14 protein-coding genes are annotated in these 16,147 nt (G+C 43.4%); all 14 read right to left on the bottom strand.

The window, feature by feature from the left end; translation table 11 throughout:
* Window positions 1-3: 3 nt before the first annotated feature.
* Window positions 4-900, bottom strand: coding sequence for a ribosome small subunit-dependent GTPase A (gene rsgA, locus V7L95_RS14505; protein WP_017367225.1), 897 nt, complete (start codon window positions 898-900; stop codon window positions 4-6).
* A 12-nt stretch (window positions 901-912) separates the two neighbouring features.
* Window positions 913-2,868, bottom strand: a complete 1,956-nt coding sequence (pknB, locus tag V7L95_RS14500) for a Stk1 family PASTA domain-containing Ser/Thr kinase (protein ID WP_340966962.1) — start codon at window positions 2,866-2,868, stop codon at window positions 913-915.
* The gene (locus V7L95_RS14495; protein WP_034647887.1) at window positions 2,862-3,632 is read right to left on the bottom strand and encodes a Stp1/IreP family PP2C-type Ser/Thr phosphatase; all 771 of its coding nucleotides are present in this window, start codon (window positions 3,630-3,632) and stop codon (window positions 2,862-2,864) included. Before V7L95_RS14495 ends, pknB begins: the two co-directional genes overlap by 7 nt.
* Window positions 3,633-3,635: 3 nt before the next feature.
* Window positions 3,636-4,724 (bottom strand): 23S rRNA (adenine(2503)-C(2))-methyltransferase RlmN, encoded by a 1,089-nt coding sequence (gene rlmN, locus V7L95_RS14490; protein ID WP_017367222.1) that lies wholly within the window; start codon window positions 4,722-4,724, stop codon window positions 3,636-3,638.
* A gap of 3 nt (window positions 4,725-4,727) precedes the next feature.
* The gene (rsmB, locus tag V7L95_RS14485) at window positions 4,728-6,071 is read right to left on the bottom strand and encodes a 16S rRNA (cytosine(967)-C(5))-methyltransferase RsmB (RefSeq protein WP_081114473.1); all 1,344 of its coding nucleotides are present in this window, start codon (window positions 6,069-6,071) and stop codon (window positions 4,728-4,730) included.
* Complete coding sequence (fmt, locus tag V7L95_RS14480) at window positions 6,058-7,011, bottom strand: methionyl-tRNA formyltransferase (RefSeq protein WP_017359336.1); 954 nt, start codon at window positions 7,009-7,011, stop codon at window positions 6,058-6,060. The genes rsmB and fmt overlap by 14 nt, the downstream gene beginning before the upstream one ends.
* Before the next feature lie 5 nt (window positions 7,012-7,016).
* Window positions 7,017-7,499, bottom strand: coding sequence for a peptide deformylase (def, locus tag V7L95_RS14475; protein ID WP_008344891.1), 483 nt, complete (start codon window positions 7,497-7,499; stop codon window positions 7,017-7,019).
* 15 nt (window positions 7,500-7,514) lie between these two features.
* Entirely contained in the window at window positions 7,515-9,923 is a 2,409-nt protein-coding gene (gene priA, locus V7L95_RS14470) for a primosomal protein N' (protein ID WP_050827252.1), read from the bottom strand.
* A complete protein-coding gene (gene coaBC, locus V7L95_RS14465) occupies window positions 9,920-11,137 on the bottom strand; it encodes a bifunctional phosphopantothenoylcysteine decarboxylase/phosphopantothenate--cysteine ligase CoaBC (RefSeq protein ID WP_008344895.1) in 1,218 nt (405 codons plus the stop codon). The genes priA and coaBC overlap by 4 nt, the downstream gene beginning before the upstream one ends.
* Before the next feature lie 115 nt (window positions 11,138-11,252).
* A complete protein-coding gene (gene rpoZ, locus V7L95_RS14460; protein ID WP_008344896.1) occupies window positions 11,253-11,456 on the bottom strand; it encodes a DNA-directed RNA polymerase subunit omega in 204 nt (67 codons plus the stop codon).
* A 3-nt stretch (window positions 11,457-11,459) separates the two neighbouring features.
* Window positions 11,460-12,074 (bottom strand): guanylate kinase, encoded by a 615-nt coding sequence (gene gmk, locus V7L95_RS14455; RefSeq protein ID WP_007499680.1) that lies wholly within the window; start codon window positions 12,072-12,074, stop codon window positions 11,460-11,462.
* Between the two features lie 9 nt (window positions 12,075-12,083).
* A complete protein-coding gene (remA, locus tag V7L95_RS14450; RefSeq protein ID WP_008344898.1) occupies window positions 12,084-12,353 on the bottom strand; it encodes an extracellular matrix/biofilm regulator RemA in 270 nt (89 codons plus the stop codon).
* A gap of 76 nt (window positions 12,354-12,429) precedes the next feature.
* The gene (locus V7L95_RS14445; protein ID WP_007499682.1) at window positions 12,430-13,305 is read right to left on the bottom strand and encodes a YicC/YloC family endoribonuclease; all 876 of its coding nucleotides are present in this window, start codon (window positions 13,303-13,305) and stop codon (window positions 12,430-12,432) included.
* A gap of 83 nt (window positions 13,306-13,388) precedes the next feature.
* A complete protein-coding gene (locus V7L95_RS14440) occupies window positions 13,389-16,064 on the bottom strand; it encodes a calcium-translocating P-type ATPase, SERCA-type (protein WP_007499684.1) in 2,676 nt (891 codons plus the stop codon).
* Window positions 16,065-16,147: the final 83 nt, after the last annotated feature.

Genomic DNA, 16,147 nt, shown 5'->3' with positions numbered 1-16,147 from the left:
GATTTAGTACCTCGGCTTTCTGTCTTTAATTTCAGTTAAAAACTCTAAATAATGCTGATAGCGATACTCTCTGATGCGATCGTGTTCTACTGCCTCTTTTACCGCACATCCAGGCTCTTTTACGTGCAAACAGCCCCTGAATTTACATTCTGCACTCTTCTCTCTGATTTCTAAGAAATAGAGCCCTAAATCTTCCGCTTCGATACCTGTAAATTCAAGCGAGCTGAATCCTGGTGTATCAGCAATGAGCCCTTCAGCCGTTCGAATGAGTTCCACATGTCTTGTTGTATGTTTCCCCCTGCCAAGATGGGAGGAAATATCATTTGTTTTCAGTGCTAAATCAGGACTCATCGCATTTAAGAGAGAAGACTTCCCTACACCTGATTGACCTGCAAATACAGTAATCTTGTGATGGAAATGCGGGGTCAGCTTTTCAATTCCATCCCCTTCGATCGTCGATGTTAAATGAACGTCGTATCCAATTTGGCGATAGTCTTCTGCATAGGCTTGAATCGTTTCTCGCTCTTGCTCTGTTTTCAGCAAGTCCATTTTTGTGATGCAGATTATCGGTTCAATCTGGCTCTCTTCAACAAGCACTAGGAATCTGTCTAACAGCGATGTACTAAAGGTCGGCTCTGCTGCTGAGAAAACGAGCACCGCTTGATCAACGTTGCTAATAGGCGGCCGAATCAGCTCATTGGTCCGCTCTTTTACTTCCAGCAAATAGCCTTCCTTATCGTTATCTGCTTGATAGACGACATAATCTCCAACAAGAGGGGTTATTTTGTTTTTACGAAAAATCCCTCTTGCTCTGCACTGAATTACTTTGCCGCTTTCTAGAGACTCATCCAGCACATAATAAAATCCGCTTAATGCTTTAATAATTTTGCCCTCAGGCATAAAGTCCCTCCTTTATTCATCATCAGGGTATTCAATCGTTTTGGAGCTTACTACTTTATCATCCACTGTCACCTGATAGTATCCTTTTTGACCAGGTTCTATCTTAAATTTAATCGTTCGCTCAGTGGGCGCAGTGATTTTAAAGGTTTCATATAAATCAGAAATGCTATGTTCTGCATCGTCAATGGATATTTGAACATTCATTTCTTGTCCTTCTGTTTCTGGTTCATAGGGGATCGCAATCTTTTCAGTCACCGTTTTAGCCGGTTTCTCTTTTGGGCCAAGAGAGAACGTAATTTTAACCGTATCACCAGGTTTAACAGCAGTCCCCGCTCCTGGTTCCTGCTTCATGACCTCACCTTTTGGCACATCGTCAGAATATGCTTCTTTTTCATCTAGCTTTAGTCCATTATCCTCTAGATAATTTGATGCGGCCTGTTTACTATACGTCGTTAAATCCCGTAAGGTAATATCGGCAGGGCCTATACTGACGGTCAATGTGACTTCTTCATCTGCTGCGACAAGTTCTGTATTCGCGGAAGGTTTCTGTTCCATGACAATGCCTGATTCTGTGTCATTATCATTCACTTCCTCTACAACAACCTGTTTAAACCCTTTTTTCTCTAATCGTTCTTTTGCTTTCTCGACCTTTTCACCTGTTACATCAGGTAATTCGGTTTTTTCTTTACCTGTACTTTGATAAAGCTGAATTTCTGTCCCTTCTTTTACCTTAGTTCCGATTTTCGGGTCTGTTTTGACAACCAGCCCTTTTTCAATGGTTTCATCGGCAATATCAATGGGTTCAGAAGCGACGGTAAATCCGGCTTTCTTCAAGGTATCTTCCGCTTTTTCAACCGTCATGCCAGAAACATCGGTTACCTCTACGTCTTTTGGAAAGAGTAATCCTGGGAAGACCGTGATCGCTAAAATGGTCGCAGCCGTCAAAACAAATAAGATCGACGCTACAATCCACGGCCATTTTTTCCGTTTTTTCTTCGGCTTTTGTTTCTCTTTTTTCTTTGGTTTTTGAACCGGGTGGACGGCTGTTTTTTCATTGTCTTGATCGACTTGATGATCTTTTATAATAGGAATGGCTTTTGTTGCTTCATGATCTTCTTCAATGACAAAGCGCTTTTCTTTTAGTCTTGCAGGGTCAAAAACCGTTTTTAAGTCTTTTTGCATTTCAGATGCATCTTCGTATCGATAGAATGGATCTTTGGCCATCGCTTTTAAAATGATGTTCTCCACGCTTTGTGGTACAGAAGGATTCCACCTTCTCACAGATGGCGGCTCTGATTGCAAATGCTTCAGTGCGACACTGACAGCGGATTCTCCTTCAAATGGCATGTGTCCTGAAATCAGCTCATAAAGAACAATACCAAGTGAATAAATGTCTGACTTTTTCGTTGCAAGACCACCGCGCGCTTGCTCTGGGGACAAATAATGCACGGAGCCAAGAACAGAATTCGTATGGGTAATGGTCGCTGAGCTAAGCGCCATGGCGATGCCAAAATCAGTGACTTTGATATTCCCCAAGTTGTCTATTAATATATTGTGAGGCTTAATGTCTCGATGGACGAGCTGTTTCGCATGGGCTTCTTCCATCGCCGCAACGACTTGCTCCATAATGCGAACGGCTTCTTTTGGATGAAGCGGTCCATTGGCGTGTATGTATTCTTTCAGCGTCATCCCTTCGACATATTCCATGACAATATAATAAATGTCATCTTCTTCTCCTACATCGTAGATACTGACAATATTCGGATGATCTAAGCTGGCTGCTGATTGCGCTTCTCTCCGGAACCGTCTAATAAAATCATCATCGCTTGCAAAGTCAAACCGTAAAATTTTAATCGCCACTTCGCGATCTAAAATCATATCCTCCGCCAAATAAACGTTGGCCATTCCGCCTCCGCCTATGGCGCGAAGAATTTGATAACGGCCGCTGATCCTTTTTCCGATCAACACTTGCTGTCACCCTCCTCTGTTTGGGAGGAGATTTCTAACAGTACTGCTGTAATGTTATCTTCACCGCCGTTGTCATTCGCTGTTTGAACTAACTCTGTTACTTTTTCATCTGGTGCGGTTGTTTGCGATAAAATCTGAATCAAATGCTCTTCTTCTACTTTATTCGATAATCCGTCTGAGCAAAGCAAAATTTGATCTCCTGGGTCCACTTCAAAAGTTCGTGCATCAATTTGAACGTGTTTATCCGTTCCTAACGCTTTGGTCAGCACATTTTTTCTTGGATGATATTCTGCATCCGCTTTTGAAATCTCTCCTGTTTTCACTAACTCATTCACTAGTGAGTGATCATCTGTTAATTGGGTTAGCGCGCCTTCTCTTAGCAAATAGCAGCGGCTGTCACCAATATGGGCTATTGTGACCGTTTGCAAATGAACGAGCGCACAAACGATGGTCGTCCCCATTCCTTGGCACTCCTCATTGTTTTTCGCATGTTCGTATACTTGGTCATTAATGTCGCTAATTTTTGAGATTAACCAATTTTCTTGATCGGCTGGTTTATTTGGAATTGAAGATGTTTCCTGCCAGTATTCTTTTAAAGAAGAAACTGCCATCTTGCTGGCTACATCACCAGCAAGATGACCTCCCATTCCATCTGCTACAACAGCTAGAAGTGTGTCTTCTTTTGCTTCAAAAATACCTGCATCATCTTCATTATGCTGACGGACTTTTCCTGTATCGGTTTGAAAGGCTGCCCTTATCAACATTCGTCACCTCGTCTCTTCCTGACGCTCCTTCGCTCTTAGCTGACCGCAAGCAGCATCAATATCATGGCCTTGCTCTCGTCTAATCGTTACGTTTACGCCTCGTTCTTTCAGCGTTTTTTCAAATAGGAAGATTTGTTCTCTTGGTGTTCTCACGTAATCTCTTTCTGGTACATAGTTCACCGGGATGAGGTTTACATGGCATTTGATTCCTTTTAATAAATCAGCAAGTTCTTCTGCATGATGGACTTGATCATTGACTCCGCCAAACAGACCGTATTCAAAGCTCACGCGTCTGCCTGTTTTTTGAATGTAGTATTCAATAGCTTCCATTAATTTTGGCAGCTTGTATGCCTTATTGATCGGCATGAGGCGGCTTCGAATGTCAGTATTTGGTGCGTGCAGGGAGACAGCAAAGTTGATTTGCATTTGCTCATCCGCAAATTGATAAATCTTTGGAATGATCCCGCTCGTCGAAACGGTAATATGACGTGCTCCAATATTTAAGCCGTTATCATGGTTAATGATTTTAAGGAATGCAAGCATTTCATCAAAGTTATCAAACGGTTCGCCAATTCCCATGATGACAACTGAGCTGACGCGTTCATCTGTTTCATCAAGCGCCTGTTGTACTTTCAATACTTGGGCCACAATTTCTCCCGCCTCAAGGTTACGTTTCAAACCGCCAAGTGTAGATGCACAGAATGTACAACCAATCCGGCAGCCAACCTGTGTTGTGACGCAGACAGAGTTGCCGTATTCGTGGCGCATCAGCACGGTTTCAATGGTATAGCCATCGTGTAATTCAAATAAGAACTTGATCGTTCCATCTTGAGATGTTTGTTTGATCACTGTTTTTAAAGTCGTGATGGCGAATTGATCTTTTAATTTTTCTCTTAATTCCTTTGAAAGGTTAGACATTTCATCAAAGGATGTGACGCGTTTTTCATAAAGCCACTCAAAAATTTGTGTTGCACGGAAAGGCTTTTCGCCTTGTTCCTTTAACCATTCTTTGATTTCGTTTAGCTCAAATGAGTAGATCGACGGCATATCTGTCTTCAGTTCTTTTCTTACTTTTTGTTTTTGTTCTGTCATTTTTTATCCCTTCTTTCTCATGCTGCAAATAAAGAAACCATCTGTTCCGAAATAATGAGGAAGAATTTGTACACTTCCGTTTTGAACAAACGGAGCAACCTGCTCAGGCAGCCGTTCATTAAGAGATAGATCGGGTTCGAAGTCTTGGTGTTCTTGTAAAAACGCATGAATCACTTGTTGATTTTCTGTTGGATCCATTGTACATGTACTGTATACAAGGGTTCCGCCTGGCTTTAGCAGCTGGGCTGCTTCATGCAAGATCGATTGCTGAATTGTCGCAAGTCTTGCTGAGTCTTCCGAGGACTTTGTATATTTCATATCTGGTTTTCGTCTGATGACGCCAAAACCTGAACATGGTGCATCAATGAGAATACGGTCAAACGAAGCATCATCATAATGGTCGGATGCTTTTCTTGCATCAAGCGCTTTTGCCTCAATATGCGTTAAGTTCAGACGCTTTGCTGCCTGTTTAATCAGTTTTACTTTGTGCTCATGTAAATCAAGAGACACAATGTTCCCCTCATCGTTCATTCGCTCTGCGATATGTGTTGATTTACCACCAGGAGCGGCACAGGCATCAAGCACCATTTCTCCCGGCTGAGGGTCCAGCGCTCTTGCGACAAGCATGGAGCTTTCATCTTGAATCGTGACAAAGCCCTCTTGAAAGAAAGGAGTGGATACGATAGATCCTTTCATGAGTTTGAGTGCATCCTCAGATAAGTCGCCGAGCTCTGTTTCGATTCCTGCATCCATGAGTTCTTGCTGCAGTGCAGTGCGGTTTTTTTTCATTTGATTGACACGCAATGTCTGCTTTGGCGGGACTAAATGAATACGGCACATGCTTTCTGCTGCTTCAAAACCGTACGCCTCCACCCATTCTTGTACGAGCCACAATGGATGGCTTGTCTCTATCGAAAGCCTTTTTACCGGATCTTTGATCGCATCAAATGATGGCACGCCTTCTCTTTGCACAGAACGAAGAACGCCGTTGACTAGTGAAGAAATACCTTTATGTCCGCGCTTTTTCGTTAGTTCCACTGCTTCATGGATGGCAGCACGATCTGGAATCTTTTCAAGGTAGACCATTTGATAAAGAGACATCCGCAAAAGCTGCATGACCCAAGGAGCCACTTTTTGCGGTTTTTTCACAAAGGGTGTGAGCATATAATCAAGTGCCAGCTTGTTTTGCAGTGTACCGTATACAAGTTCTGTTAATAGCGGTTTGTCTTGATCGGAGAGTTCTTTCTCTTTCATCACTGACTGCAAAAGCAAGTTACTGTAGGCTTGATTTTGTTCGAGTTTGATCAAAGCGTCTAGTGCTACTTCTCTCACATTACTTTTCTTCATTGATTAACCCTAATTTCTGTCCAATTTCGATATTTGCGCCTCTTAAGAAGTCTTCACCGCTCATTTTTTTCTTTCCAGCGGGCTGTACACTCGTTAATAAAAGGCCTTGCTGATTTCCTGTTCCAACGACTGGTCCTTCTTTTTGAAGCTCAATCACTTTCCCAGGTTCTTCTGGTGCTTGAAGCGGGACTTTTTTCGCTTCCCATACTTTTAAGTTAGCACCGTTCCATTCAGTATAGGCAACTGGCCATGGATTTAAGCCGCGAACTTGGTTGTAAAGCTCTTCTCCTGGCTTGGTCCAGTCTAATCTTTCCTGCTCCCGCTTAATATTTGGTGCATACGTTGCTGCCTCTTCATTTTGCGGAATTGGCGAGATAGACCTGCTTAACACATTTGGAACTGTGTCTTTTAATAACGCCGCACCAGCCACACTTAATTTATCATGCAGTGTTCCGACGTTGTCTAATTCATCAATTTCTACTTCTACTTTGCTAATCATGTCACCTGCATCAAGCTTTTCTACCATATACATGATCGTCACGCCTGTTTTCTTTTTGCCTTGCAGGATCGCATAATGGATCGGTGCACCGCCTCTTAGTTCTGGCAGCAGTGAGGCATGAACGTTGATACAGCCAAATTCAGGTTCATCAAGTAATCTTTTTGGCAAAATTTGTCCGAACGCTGCTGTTACGATCAAATCTGGCTTTAACGCAAGCACTTTATCAATTTCTTCATCAAGACGTACCTTTTCAGGCTGTAAAACTGGAATGCCGTGTTTTAAGGCTTCTACTTTTACAGGAGGCGGCGTGAGCACTCGTTTTCTGCCTTTCGGGCGATCAGGCTGTGTGACGACCCCGACAACTTCATATCCTTCTGTTATAAGTGTTTGCAGCACAGGTACTGAGAAATCAGGGGTTCCCATAAATACGATACGTGCCATTTTCTTCACCCTTCCATTTCCGCAAGTTCTTTTTCTGTATACGTTTGAATGATTTTCGACGTGAATAATACGCCGTCTAAGTGATCAATTTCATGCAATAAAGCTCTTGCTAAAAATCCTTCTGCTTCTATTGTAAATGGTTTGCCTTTCTTATCAAAGGCTTTCACCTTCACATAATTTGGTCTTTCAACCGTTCCGTACAAAGATGGAAAGCTCAGGCAGCCTTCAATGTCTGTCTGGCTCCCTTCCACATCAAGAATCTCAGGATTTACTAAGTCAATCCTCCCAGAATCTTCTCCGATATCGACCACGGCGATTCTTTTTGAGATGCCGATTTGTGGTGCGGCTAGGCCGACTCCATCTAGTTCAAGCATTGTATCATACATATCATCCAGCAGTTTTTTCAGTTTTTTATCGAATGTATCAACAAGCTCTGTTTGTTGTTCAAGCACGTCTGCAGGATGTAAGACTATCGGTTTGATTGCCACGAAAAGACCTCCGTTTTACATCATCATATATGGATTCATATCGATTGATATCATCAACTGTTTTTGTTCCATTTCTTTTTGATAATGATCTTGTATTTTTCGTAATAAACTTGCCAGTTCATTTTCCCTTTTGTATTTTATCACGCATTGATATCGATATCTATCTTTGATCTTAGCGATTGGAGAAGCAGCAGGACCGAGAATTCTTGTATTCGGTGCACAATTCATTTTCAGGAACTGAACAATTTTGTCCGTGACATGCGCTGCCTTTGTCACTTCTTCATGTGATACAGTCACCATCGCCAAAAAATAAAATGGCGGATAGGACTGATGACGACGGTGCAACATCTCCTGCTCATAAAAGGCTTCATAATCATGCTGTTTGGTTAATTCAATACTATAATGCGAAGGTGTATATGATTGAATAATGACTGACCCCGCTTTTTCATGACGTCCCGCACGTCCGCTTACTTGTGTAAGAAGCTGAAACGTTTTTTCACTTGAACGAAAATCAGGGATATGAAGAGACGTATCCGCACTAAGGACACCGACAAGTGTAACATCTGGGAAGTCTAAGCCTTTTGCAATCATTTGCGTCCCAAGCAGTATATCCGCTTCTTTGTTGCCAAAGGACGTGAGAAGCTTTTCGTGCGCACCTTTTCGAGAGGTTGTATCTACATCCATTCGGATGACCCTTGCTTCTGGTAATACCTTCGTCAGCTCTTCTTCCACACGCTGCGTGCCTGTACCAAAATAGCGAATATGCTCACTATGGCATTCTGGACATTCTGCAGGTACAGGAGCTTCGTGACCGCAGTAATGGCACTTCAGCCGTTTTTGAAAGCGGTGATAAGTGAGAGAGATCTCACAATGAGGACATTGTTCCACATATCCGCAATCTCGGCACATCACAAAGGATGAATAACCTCTTTTATTGAGAAATAAAACCGCCTGCTCTTTCCTTTCAAGTACTTCTTTTAACCTGAGCATTAATTCTTCTGAGAACATGGAGCGGTTGCCGTTTCTTAATTCTTCTCTCATATCAATTAACGAAACGTGCGGCAGCTGCTGCTGATTGACGCGCCGTTTGAGCGTCAGCAGTGTATACACACCCTTTTTCGCACGAGCATATGACTCAAGTGAAGGCGTTGCACTGCCTAATACAACCGGACATTGGTGCCGCCCTGCTCGTTCAATGGCCACATCTTTCGCATGATACCGAGGCATTTCTTCTTGTTTATATGACGATTCGTGTTCTTCATCTATAATGATCATTCCTAGATTCTCAAACGGGGCAAAAACAGCCGATCTTGCGCCAACGACAAGCTTGACTTCCTTGCGGTGGATTTTCCGCCATTCATCGTATTTTTCCCCAGTCGATAAGCCGCTATGAAGGACAGCCACATTGGACCCGAAGCGCTCTTTAAAACGCTGGACCATTTGAGGCGTTAATGAAATTTCAGGAACTAGGACGATCGCTTCTTTTCCCTTTTGGAGGACATGATCAATCGTCTGTAAATAAATTTCGGTTTTACCGCTTCCTGTGACTCCGTGCAGTAAAAACGTTTCATGTTTGTCATCGCTCACTGCTTGATGAATGGGTTTTGCCGCTTCTGCTTGCTCTGTTGTGAGATCAAGAGGAGTAGATGGTGTAAACTCCCTATCCCGATAAGGATCTCGATAAATCTCTTCATAGCTTTCTGTTAACAGACCTTCTTGAATCAAGGCTTTTATCGTTTGAGAACTAGCACCTGTTTGTTGCTGCAAATCTTTTGCTAAAAACGTCGTTTCATTCGCTTGAAATAAAAAGGTAAGCAGCGCCTTCTGTTTCACCGCATTTTTCTTTAACTGCTTCTGTTTTTCTTCAAGTTTTTCTTTCGTAACTGCTATCTGAAGTGTCCGCACCTTTTTCTTTCCGGATTTTTGTGAGACGTGATATCTGACTTCTAGATGGCCTTTTTGGACATGCTTTTGAATAGGCTTCAGCTGTTCAGGCGGAATGTCAGCGTAAAGGATGCTCTCTTGCTGACCGAAAAGCTCTTTCAATGACTGCGGAAGTTCCTCAGCTGATAACACCTGAATTTCTTTTTCATATTTGGCTTTCATCGCTGCTGGGAGCATCGATTGAAGCGCCGTAATATGATAGGACAATGTTTTTTCCGTCAGCCAGTGGGAAAGCTCCAATAGCTCATCTGTCAGAACAGGAGATAAATCAAATAAATCGACAATGTCCTTGATGTTTCCTGACTGTACGTCTGTTTCTTCTTTGATTTTTGTCACAAACCCTTGAATCTTCCTTGGGCCAAAAGGAACCACTACCCTCATACCAGCCTTGACAAGGCCTTTAAAGCGGTCTGGCACACGATAGTCAAATGGCCTGTCAATGGCTTTCGTTGTGACATCGACGATCACTTCAGCAATCATGCTCGATCACGCTCTTTTGGCAGCAGTTGCTTTGCCTCCTGTAAGATTTCAAAGGCAAGGTCTTTTTTGCTCATCATTGGCAGCTCTTTTTTTGTTCCGTCTGCTTTGATCAATGCTGCGACATTTGTATCTGTGCCAAAGCCTGCGCCCTCTGCTGCAACATTGTTCGCGACAATCATATCTAAATGCTTGGATTCGATTTTCTTTTTCGCATAATATTCTACATCCTGCGTCTCAGCTGCAAAGCCGACTAGCACCTGATGTTCTTTTCTTTTCCCAAGCTCTTTTAAAATATCTTTCGTCCGCTTAAATTCAACCGCTAGTTCACCGTCTTGTTTTTTCATTTTATGAGAATACGTCGTGACAGGCGTATAATCGGCAACGGCTGCTGATTTAATCACTATATCTGCTTTCTCGTACACCTCTAACGCTGCTTGATACATCTCCTCAGCCGATTCCACTTGCACCACATCCACATGCTCAGGCGCAGTTAACGAAACAGGTCCTGAAATGAGCGTGACATCAGCCCCCATTTGCTCGGCAGCTTCTGCAATGGCATAGCCCATTTTCCCAGAAGATCGATTTGAAAGGAAACGAACAGGGTCGATCACTTCTCGTGTAGGGCCAGCTGTGACCACGACTTTTTTACCTGAAAGCGGCAAGCTGGCTGGCTCATCAAAAAACGCACGGATGTGTTCAACAATTTTTTCAGGCTCCTCTAAGCGTCCTTTTCCAATGTAGCCACATGCTAAATAGCCTTCACTTGGCTCTATAAACCGGTAGCCGTCTTCATATAAAGTGCGGATGTTCCGCTTGACAGCTGGATGGTCATACATGTGCACATTCATAGCCGGTGCAACCCATACAGGAGCTGTTGAAGCAAGCAAGGTCGTTGTGAGCATATCATCAGCAAGTCCTGCGGCCATTTTACCAATGGTATGTGCTGTTGCAGGGGCAACAAGAATGAGATCGGCCCAGTCAGCTACATCAATATGCGCAATGACTTTTGGATTGTTTTCTTTAAATGTATCCACATACACCTCATGCCGAGATAGGGCTTGGAAGGTGAGCGGAGACACAAACTCACGGGCAGATTCTGTCATAATCACTCTTACGTTTGCGCCTGCCTGTACGAGTTTACTAGTGAGTGCAGCTGCTTTATATACGGCGATTCCTCCGCTGACGCCGAGTAAAATATTTTTCGACTGTAACATTTGTTTGTCCCCCTTAACGGCCTTTTTCACAAATTCGTCTACAATTCAAAAAAGTCAAAACCAATCATAGTTTTGACTTTTTTGAACGTATCGTATCTGCATGGCAGAAGCGATGTTATTCTTGCTCTTCTTTTTCAAATGTCAAAAGACCAGCATCGATTTCTTCAAGAGCTTTCCCTACAAATTTATAGGATTTTGTGTTTTCGATTTGTTGATCTTGATGGATTTGCATTTCACGTGCACGGCGTGCAGACACTGTGACAAGTGTATATTTTGAGTCAAGTTTGTTCATCAATGAGTCAATTGAAGGATCTAACATGGTTTATTCTACCCCCAGCATTTTTTTATATCTTGGTGCGACTCTGTCTCTTCGCAGGTGCTCTGCAAGGACGATCGCTTTAATTCTTTCACATGCAAGCTCGACATCGTCGTTTTCAACGACATAGTCATAAGCATCCATCATTTCAATTTCTTCTTTTGCAGCAGCCATTCGGTTACGGATGAGATCCTCAGATTCTGTCCCGCGTGTAATAATGCGGTTTTGAAGTTCTGAAAGACTTGGCGGTGCAAGGAAAATAAAGAGACCTTCCGGGAATGCTTCTCTTACTTGAAGTGCACCTTGCACTTCGATTTCAAGGAAAACATCTTTTCCTTCGCTCAATGTTTGTTCTACATAGTCAACAGGCGTGCCGTAGTAATTCCCGACATATTCTGCCCATTCTAACAGCTTTTTGTTTTCAATCATATGTTCAAATTCTTCCCTGGTTTTAAAGAAATAATCAACACCATTTCTTTCACCTTCACGCGGTTTGCGGGTTGTCACAGAAATAGAGTATTCAAATTTCGTATCTTCCTGGGAGAAAATGGCTTGTCTGACCGTTCCTTTTCCAACTCCCGAAGGTCCAGAGAGAACGATTAAAAGTCCTCTTTCTTTCATAATGGCGTATTACCCCTGCCCTTCATCTATGATTTCTTCTTTTACAGAAAGTCTTTGCGCGACAGTCTCAGGCTGAACGGCAGATAAGATGACATGGTCACTGTCCATAATGACAACAGCACGGGTTCTTCTTCCGTATGTCGCATCAATGAGCATGCCTCGATCTCTTGCGTCTTGTATCATTCGTTTAATCGGTGCTGATTCCGGACTGACGATCGAAATCATCCGATTCGCTGAAATGATGTTTCCAAATCCGATATTGATCAACTTTATGGTCATCTTCTTTCGTCCCCCTGTAATATAAACGTCTCTAGTCTCGCCGAAAGAGACGCACTGTAAACAGCATACACAATGACTATTCTATATTTTGCACTTGTTCTTTTATTTTTTCAATAGCGCTTTTCATTTCAACCACCAGCTTTGTTAAATGGTGATGGTTTGCTTTTGATCCAATCGTGTTCACTTCACGGTTGAGCTCCTGTACAAGAAAGTCAAGCTTTCGTCCGGCAGCGCCACCTTGCGTCAAAATTTGCTGGAACTGCTGAAAATGACTTTTCAGCCTGGTAATCTCTTCTGTAATGTCACAGCGATCAGCAAAAATGGCCGCCTCTGTGGTCAGTCTGCTCTCTTCAAGCGCCTCTCCGATCCATTCTTGCAATCTTTGATTCAATCGTTCTTTGTACTGACTCACAACCTCTGGTGCAAACACTTTGATTTCTTCTGTAAATGCCTCGAGTTCAGACAGCCTGAGTTCACAGTCTTTTTGAAGTGATGTTCCCTCCTGCTCTCTCATAAAGCAAAGCTCCTTGACAGCTTCTTCACAAGTGTCTATCAGCAAATGCTCCAGCTGCTCATTACGGCTGACTGACTCTTCCACCTGAACAGCCTGTTCCAGCTTCAGTAAGTCATGTGCATGCTGAATACCTGAAATATGATAGCGGTCCTCAAGGTCTTTTGCGGCTTTCATATATTCATCAAGCAGCGGCCAGTCAATCTGCAAAGACCGGCTTGCAAGTTTACCGCCTTCAATCGTAACAAACAGCTCAATTCGACCGCGCTGCACGTGACGAAGAATAATTTTTTTTAATGTATCTTCGAAATATAAAAGCGGCCTCGGCAAACGGGCATGAACCTCTTTAAAACGGTGATTGACCGATTTTAGCTCAACTGACACTGTCAGTTCACCATCCGTTTTACTCGCTTGGCCGAATCCCGTCATACTGCGTATCATGTGAAAACACCCAATTCTTTCATATTAATAAAATGAAAAAGGTAATAGCAGACACTATTACCTCAAAATTATACCATAACCAATTATTTTTTTCTTGTCAAAAGTGATCCTGCCAGTAAAAAAGTTGGCAATGCAGACATACCGATGATCAGAAGCCAATCGACTGGTGCGACTGCCACCGTTTTGAAAATCGGCTGAAGCGGCGGATAATAAATGACCACAAGCATCAGCAGAAGGGAAGACACAACGGCGCCGATCAAGTACATATTCCCGAATGGATTGCGTTCAAAAATAGACCGTTCACTGCGGCAGTCAAACACATGAATGAGCTGCGCCAAAACGAGTGTGCTGAATGCAACCGTCTGCGCATATTGAAGATTGTTCGGATCACGGTGATACACAAACATAAAGGCTAACAAAGTGGCAATCCCGATCAGAAACCCTCTTGATATGACCTTCCAGCCAAGCCCTCTTGCAAAAATCCCCTCTTTCATGTTGCGCGGCTTTCTCTTCATGACATCGCCTTCTGGTTTATCCATTCCAAGTGCCATAGCCGGCAAGCCGTCTGTGACAAGGTTTACCCACAAAATTTGAATTGGAACGAGAGGCAATGGAAGCGCAAGAAGCATCGCAAACAGCATGACCAAAATCTCTCCCACATTCGATGCCAGCAAATAGCGGACAAATTTGCGAATGTTTTCATAAATATTCCGGCCCTCTTTAATAGCGGATTTAATGGTCGCAAAGTTGTCATCAAGCAAAATAAGAGAAGAAGCTTCTTTGGCAACGTCTGTTCCGGTAATCCCCATGGATATACCGATATCCGCCTGTTTAATCGCTGGCGCATCATTCACCCCATCACCTGTCATCGCGACAATATGGCCATTTTTTTGATAGGCCTTCACAATTCTCAGTTTATGCTCAGGTGATACACGGGCAAAGACGTACACATCTTCTGCTGTTTGCTCCAGCTCTTTGTCGCTTAGCTGATCCAGAGCTTTTCCATCAAGCACCTTTCCTTGCTTCGGTAAGAGACTTAAATCTTTAGCGATCGCTTTAGCCGTTTCTACGTGATCGCCTGTAATCATCACTGTTTTAATGCCAGCATCCCGGCATTCTTTAATCGCTCGTCTCACTTCAGGACGAGGTGGATCAATCATGCCCTCTAGACCGATAAATGTGAGGCCAGTTTCTGCCTGCTGAACAGATGTGATTTTTTCTGTCAGGCTTACTTTTTTATATGCAATTGCAATGGTTCTAAGCGCTTGTCTTGCTAAACCTTGAATGGCAGCTTCTGTTTCTTGCCGGTGGGCCTTTGAAAATGAGGCGGTGCGTCCGCCGTGCATCATATGACTTGAACGGTTCATCAGCACATCTGGCGCCCCTTTGGCAATGACATACCGCTCCTTCTGATTCGTTTCCACGACGACTGACATCATTTTTCTTTCAGAGTCAAAAGGGAATTCCTCCACCACACGAAATCCCGCTTCGATGAATTGCTCTGTAAAACCCGCTTTACGCGCAGCGGTTAGAAGTGCTCCTTCTGTCGGATCACCATCAAGTCTCATCTCTCCGTCTTTTTCAACGATGGTTGATGTATTACAAAGCGCTCCGTATAATAGCACCTTTTGCAGGCTTGGATGTTTGTCTACATGGACAAGTTCTCCGTTTAAGGTAAAATCACCTGACGGCTCGTACCCAGTGCCAGAAATATTCCACGTTTTCCCCTCTGCCCATACATGTGTCACTGTCATTTTATTTTGTGTCATTGTGCCTGTTTTATCTGAGCAAATAATCGAGGCGCAGCCGAGTGTTTCCACAGCCGGCAGCTTTCTGACAATGGATTTTTGTTTAATCATCCGCTGCACACCTAGGGAAAGTGCGACAGTGACGATCGCTGGCAGTCCTTCTGGAATCGCAGCAACAGCGAGAGATACACCCGCTAAGAACATATGATACAAATCATGACCTTGCACCACACCAAGAACAACCACAAGCACAGTTAAAAATAATGCAGCCACAATTAAAATTTTCCCCAGCTGCTCAAGGCGTCTTTGCAGCGGTGTTTCCATATTACCTGCTGAATCCAGCATACCGGCAATTTGTCCCATCGCCGTATTCATCCCTGTACCAATGACAACCCCTACACCGCTTCCTCTTGTGACAAGCGTCCCCATAAAGGCCATGTTCGTCAAATCTCCAAGCGAGACATGATCTCGTGAGAGCGGACTCGCATGTTTGACCGCTGGGATGGACTCTCCAGTGAGGGCAGATTCTTCGATTTCCAAACTCTTTGTTTCTAGTAATCTGATATCTGCCCCAATTCGATCCCCACTTGAAAACTTCACAATATCTCCCGGCACGAGGTGCTTCGACGGGATCTTGACCCATTCATTGTTTCTCCTTGCATAGACATGCGGCGTTGATAATTCCTTTAGTGCTTGGAGGGACTTTTCCGCACGGCGTTCCTGATAAAAGCCAAGCACACCATTTATCAGCACAATCGCCACAATCGCCACAGCATCAATATATTCACCTAAAAAGGCAGAAATAATCGTTGCCGCAAGCAGGATTAACACCATAAAGTCTTTAAATTGCGCTAAAAAAATAACGAACGCCGACGCCTTTTTCCCTTCCTGCAATTCATTTGGCCCATGCTTTTCAAGCCGCTTTTGCACATCTTTTTCTGACAGTCCGTCACCTATCGATGTATTCATTGTTTTTAATAAATCGGTTTGGTTCAGTTCATGCCAATTCATTTGACCTCGTCCACTCCTCTTTTGTTCTCTCTCTTATGCAGTGTTCTATAAGCCAGTTTATTCAGACTCGTCCTAAATCATGC

Source organism: Bacillus sp. PPSBB_11 (assembly GCF_038023285.1).
Classification (GTDB): domain Bacteria; phylum Bacillota; class Bacilli; order Bacillales; family Bacillaceae; genus Bacillus; species Bacillus altitudinis.
Note: the sequence above shows the minus strand (reverse complement) of the source record. Positions and strands in the feature narration are given on the sequence as shown.

What these genes read in the sequence shown, in the direction of transcription:
- V7L95_RS14495 (WP_034647887.1), bottom strand. Translation starts at nt 3,632, where the DNA reads ATGTTGATAAGGGCAGCCTTTCAAACCGATACAGGAAAAGTCCGTCAG.
- V7L95_RS14440 (WP_007499684.1), bottom strand. Translation starts at nt 16,064, where the DNA reads ATGAATTGGCATGAACTGAACCAAACCGATTTATTAAAAACAATGAAT.
- V7L95_RS14445 (WP_007499682.1), bottom strand. Translation starts at nt 13,305, where the DNA reads ATGATACGCAGTATGACGGGATTCGGCCAAGCGAGTAAAACGGATGGT.
- coaBC (WP_008344895.1), bottom strand. Translation starts at nt 11,137, where the DNA reads ATGTTACAGTCGAAAAATATTTTACTCGGCGTCAGCGGAGGAATCGCC.
- fmt (WP_017359336.1), bottom strand. Translation starts at nt 7,011, where the DNA reads ATGGCACGTATCGTATTTATGGGAACCCCTGATTTCTCAGTACCTGTG.
- rsmB (WP_081114473.1), bottom strand. Translation starts at nt 6,071, where the DNA reads ATGAAGAAAAGTAATGTGAGAGAAGTAGCACTAGACGCTTTGATCAAA.
- rsgA (WP_017367225.1), bottom strand. Translation starts at nt 900, where the DNA reads ATGCCTGAGGGCAAAATTATTAAAGCATTAAGCGGATTTTATTATGTG.
- rlmN (WP_017367222.1), bottom strand. Translation starts at nt 4,724, where the DNA reads ATGACAGAACAAAAACAAAAAGTAAGAAAAGAACTGAAGACAGATATG.
- rpoZ (WP_008344896.1), bottom strand. Translation starts at nt 11,456, where the DNA reads ATGTTAGATCCTTCAATTGACTCATTGATGAACAAACTTGACTCAAAA.
- priA (WP_050827252.1), bottom strand. Translation starts at nt 9,923, where the DNA reads ATGATTGCTGAAGTGATCGTCGATGTCACAACGAAAGCCATTGACAGG.
- gmk (WP_007499680.1), bottom strand. Translation starts at nt 12,074, where the DNA reads ATGAAAGAAAGAGGACTTTTAATCGTTCTCTCTGGACCTTCGGGAGTT.
- remA (WP_008344898.1), bottom strand. Translation starts at nt 12,353, where the DNA reads ATGACCATAAAGTTGATCAATATCGGATTTGGAAACATCATTTCAGCG.